At 32.2% G+C, this 5,006-nt stretch carries 3 protein-coding genes and 1 pseudogene; all 4 read left to right on the top strand.

The features are described 5' to 3' along the window. Positions 1-181, top strand: a pseudogene (locus P8M54_RS09155) (type I restriction-modification system subunit M); the annotation flags it as partial. Next, positions 178-1,437: a restriction endonuclease subunit S gene (locus P8M54_RS09150; RefSeq protein WP_300287476.1), complete on the top strand. Its 1,260-nt coding sequence runs from the start codon at positions 178-180 to the stop codon at positions 1,435-1,437. The pseudogene P8M54_RS09155 and the gene P8M54_RS09150, both read left to right, overlap by 4 nt. A gap of 1 nt (position 1,438) precedes the next feature. Then, the gene (locus P8M54_RS09145; RefSeq protein WP_300287473.1) at positions 1,439-2,830 is read left to right on the top strand and encodes an AAA family ATPase; all 1,392 of its coding nucleotides are present in this window, start codon (positions 1,439-1,441) and stop codon (positions 2,828-2,830) included. Then, positions 2,817-5,006, top strand: a 2,190-nt coding sequence (locus P8M54_RS09140; protein WP_300287471.1) for a type I restriction endonuclease subunit R, incomplete at its 3' end; no start/stop codon positions are given. The genes P8M54_RS09145 and P8M54_RS09140, both read left to right, overlap by 14 nt.

Genomic DNA, 5,006 nt, shown 5'->3' with positions numbered 1-5,006 from the left:
AGACAATACCAAGATCGCTGAAAACGATTATAACCTATCGGTGAGTTCTTATGTAGAAGCTAAAGACAATCTTGAAAAGACTAACATATTAGAATTGAACAAGGACGTTGCCAAAACAGTAGAAAAAATAGACAAACTACGTGCTGATATTGATGCCATTATAAAAGAAATTGAAGCATGAGTGATTTAGATAAATTATTAGAAGGTGTAAAAATTGAGTTGATAAGTCTTGAAGAAATTGCAACATTCAGACGTGGTTCATTTCCTCAACCATACGGCAATAGTGAGTGGTATGATGGTGAAAATGCAATGCCATTTGTCCAAGTTGTTGATGTTAGTTACAATTTACAACTTGTAACTAATACTAAAAAAAAGATTTCAAAATTAGCACAGTCAAAAAGTGTATTTGTACCAGTAGGCACTATTATAGTAACTTTACAAGGCAGTATTGGACGTGTTGCTATTACACAATATGATTCATATGTTGATAGGACTATCGCAATATTTGAGCATTTTAAGATTAAAATTGATAAAAAATATTTTGCATATCAAATTGAAGAAAAATTCAAAATTGAAAAAGAAATGGCTCGTGGTAATATAATTAAAACTATAACTAAGGAAGATTTTAAAAAATTCCAAATCGCCATTCCATGTCCAGAAAACCCCGAAAAATCATTAGAAATCCAGCAAAAAATAGTTGCAATTCTAGATACTTTGACAGAGCTTATAGCAGAGCTTACAGCAGAGCTTACAGCAGAGCTTACAGCAAGAAAACAGCAGTATAGCTATTACCGAGAGCAGTTGTTTGTTTTCGATGAAACGAAAGTGCAACATTTGCCAATTGGTGAAGTCGGAGAGTTAATCCGTGGAAATGGTTTACCAAAATCAGATTTTACAGAATCTGGAATTCCTGCAATTCACTACGGTCAGATTTATACCTATTATAAGACTCTTACTGCAGAAACAAAATCTTTTGTTTCTAAAGAAACTGCTCTGAAACTGAAAAAGGTAAATACAGGTGATGTAATCATAACCAACACAAGCGAAAATCTTGAAGATGTAGGCAAATCTCTAGTATATCTTGGCAAGGAAACTGCCGTTACAGGTGGTCATGCTACAATTTTTAAACCCGGGGAGAATATCACTGGAAAGTTCTTTGCATACTTTACACAGACTACCAGGTTCGCAAAGGCTAAAGCTAAATACGCAAAAGGAACTAAAGTAATTGATGTTTCAGCAAAGGATTTAGCTAAAATTAAAATTCCATTACCTTCCAAAGAAGAACAAGAAAGAATTGTTTCTATTTTAGACAAATTTGATAATTTAACTACTTCCATTATCGAAAATTTACCAAAAGAAATTGAGCTAAGAAAAAAACAATATCAGTATTATAGTGATTTGTTACTAACATTTCCAAAAGATAATTTAGAAGTTTAATATGGCACAATCATTAAAAGAAATAGCACAATCGCTTATAGATGCTGATAAAAAAGTGCAATTGATTTATGCATTTAATGGTACTGGTAAAACACGTCTATCACGTGAATTTAAAGAATTGATTGCTCCTAAGAATCCTCAGAATGAGGATGACGAAGAAGAAACTAAAATCAAAATTTTGTACTACAATGCATTTACTGAAGACTTATTCTTTTGGGATAATGATTTGGAAAACGATTTAGATAGAAAATTAAAAATCCAATCAAATGCATATACAAAGTGGATACTTCAGGACCAAGGACAAGAGCCGAATATATCTGCACATTTTCAGCGTTACACAAGCGATAAATTAACGCCTAATTTTAATGAAGAATACATTATAAAAGATCAAGACAACAGGGACGTAAAGATTCCTGCTTATTCCGAAGTACGTTTTTCATTTGAGCGTGGGAATGATGAGCCTTCGGAATTTGTGAAAATTTCTAAAGGTGAAGAAAGTTGTTTTATTTGGAGTGTGTTTTATAGTTTACTAAATGAAGCTATTGAAGCATTAATCCCATTGGGGGAAGCACAAGAAGAACTAAAATCATTAGCCAACATAGCCGATTTAAAAAACAAAGAAGCAAAAAAAGCTGAAAGGCTAGCTAATAAAAAGGCTAACGAAGAGAATGAGAAAAAAGCAGGCATATTAAAAAATGAAGCGGAAGTTGCAAATATTGAATTGAGCACAGCACTGGAAAAACTCAAAAACTTAGGTGGACTATTTAATAATTTGGAGTATGTATTTATAGATGATCCTGTAAGTTCACTAGATGATAATCATTTAATTGAATTAGCTGTAAATATAGCTGAGCTAATTAAATCTAGTAACTCACAATTAAAGTTTATTATTACAACACACAACCCACTCTTTTATAATGTTTTGTTTAATGAATTCAATAATGCGGATTCAAGTTATGGATATAAAGTGAACCATTGCGCAAAAAAACGTTTTGAAAAATTAGCAGATGGTACATTTTTACTAAGTAACCAATCAAGTGATTCACCCTTTTCCTATCATTTATTTCTTCTATCTGAATTGGATAAAGCTATACTACCATCTGGTAATATTCAAAAGTATCATTTTAATTTTCTTCGTAATGTTTTAGAAAAAATGTCCACCTTTTTAGGCTACAATAAATGGAGAGATCTTTTACCCGAAGAGTCTCGCGAAGCATATTATAATCGTATAATTAATCTATCGAGTCATGGTAAATTTTCGGGAGAAGAGACTTCTATAATCAATGATAATGACAAAAGAGTTCTAGAATATTTAGTAAATCAAATTAAAATAAACTATCGTTTTAAATCAAATATTAATCAAGCTGTAACTGAAGAAGATGTCGCAATATAAAACCATAGCAGAATCAAACAATTTCATTGTTTTAGATAAATTCACCAAGTATTTAGAGGTAAATGAAGCTCCTGCAAGTTATCAAACAGAAGCGGCATTAGAAAAGGAATTCATTCAAGATTTAATCAATCTAGGATATGAAAATCCTACTAACCTTAATACTAGGGAAACCATGTTAGCTAATGTTAGAGTGCAATTACAAGCGCTAAATAACATGGTATTTACAAACAGCGAATGGGCTCGTTTTACAGAAGAGTATTTAGACAAACCAAGTGACAATACGGTTGATAAAACTAGAAAGTTACATGAAAATTACATCTACGATTTTGTTTTTGACGATGGTCATATCCAAAACATTTACTTAGTAGATAAAAAGAATATTGTTCGAAATAAAGTCCAGGTAATTTCACAATTCGAACAAAAAGGAACACATTCAAATCGTTACGATGTTACCGTTTTAGTAAATGGTTTACCATTGGTACAAATAGAATTAAAAAAACGTGGAGTTGCTATTCGTGAAGCGTTCAATCAAGTGCATCGCTACAGCAAAGAAAGTTTTAATAGTGAAAATTCACTTTTCAAGTATTTACAAATATTTGTAATTACAAACGGTACAGACAGCCGTTATTTTGCCAACACAGTAAAAAGAGATAAAAACAGTTTCGATTTCACCATGAACTGGGCAAAAGCAGACAATTCTTTGATCAAAGATTTGAAAGATTTTACAACGACTTTTTTTCAAAAACACACCTTGTTAAATGTATTGCTAACCTATTCAGTTTTTGATATAAGCGATACATTGTTAATAATGAGACCTTATCAAATTGCAGCAACCGAAAGAATGTTATGGAAAATAGAAAGTTCCTTTAATGCTAAAAAATGGTCCGATAAAGAAAGTGGAGGATATATTTGGCACACTACAGGTTCTGGTAAAACCCTTACCAGTTTTAAGGCAGCAAGACTAGCAACAAATCTAAAATTTATTGATAAAGTATTCTTTGTAGTAGACCGTAAGGATTTGGATTTTCAAACCATGAAAGAATACCAACGCTTTTCTCCTGATAGTGTAAATGGTTCAGACAGTACAGCTGGTTTAAAAAGAAATATTGAAAAAGACGACAATAAAATTATTGTTACAACCATACAGAAGCTGAATAACTTAATGAAAACCGAGAGTGATTTAGCCATTTATCAAAAACAAGTGGTTTTCATTTTTGATGAAGCACATCGTTCTCAATTTGGTGAAGCACAAAAAAATCTGAACAAAAAGTTTAAAAAATTCTATCAATTTGGTTTTACTGGAACGCCTATTTTTCCAGAAAACGCTTTGGGTGCAGAAACAACAGCGTCTGTATTTGGTCGCGAATTACACTCCTATGTAATTACCGATGCCATTAGAGATGAAAAAGTACTAAAATTCAAAGTAGATTACAACAACGTTCGTCCGCAGTTTAAAGGTATTGAAACAGAAGTGGATGAAAAGAAATTAACTGGTGCAGAAAATACTAAAGCTTTACTTCACCCAGCTCGTATCAAAGAAGTTTCACAATACATTCTAAATAATTATAGAATAAAAACACATAGAAGTCACGCAGGAAACACAGGCTTTAATGCCATGTTTGCCGTAAGTAGTGTTGTGGCAGCTAAATGTTACTATGAAGAACTAAACCGTCTTCAAAAAGATACAGAGAAGCCTTTAAAAATTGCTACGATATTTTCTTTTGCTGCTAATGAAGAGCAGAGTGCCGTTGGTGAAATATCTGAAGAAAACTTTGAGCCATCGGCGATGGATAGTAGTGCCAAAGAATTTTTGACAGCAGTAATAAAAGACTATAACGCCATGTTTAAAACTAGTTTTGGCGTGGAAAGCAATGAATTTCAAAATTACTATCGTGATCTTGCCAAACGTGTTAAAAGCAAAGAAGTTGATTTAATTATAGTAGTCGGTATGTTTCTTACGGGTTTTGATGCACCAACACTGAATACCTTATTTGTAGATAAGAATTTACGTTATCACGGATTAATGCAAGCATTTTCTCGTACCAATCGAATATATGATGCTACTAAAACCTTTGGAAACATTATTACTTTCAGAGATTTAGAGATGGCTACCGTAGATGCTATAACTTTATTTGGTGATAAAAACACTAAAAATGTAGTACTCGAAAAGAGCTAC

The sequence above is a fragment of the Flavobacterium sp. genome (genome assembly GCF_029242675.1).
Classification (GTDB): domain Bacteria; phylum Bacteroidota; class Bacteroidia; order Flavobacteriales; family Flavobacteriaceae; genus Flavobacterium.
The sequence above is the reverse complement of the archived record's forward strand: the minus strand, read 5'-3'. Positions and strand labels throughout refer to the sequence as shown.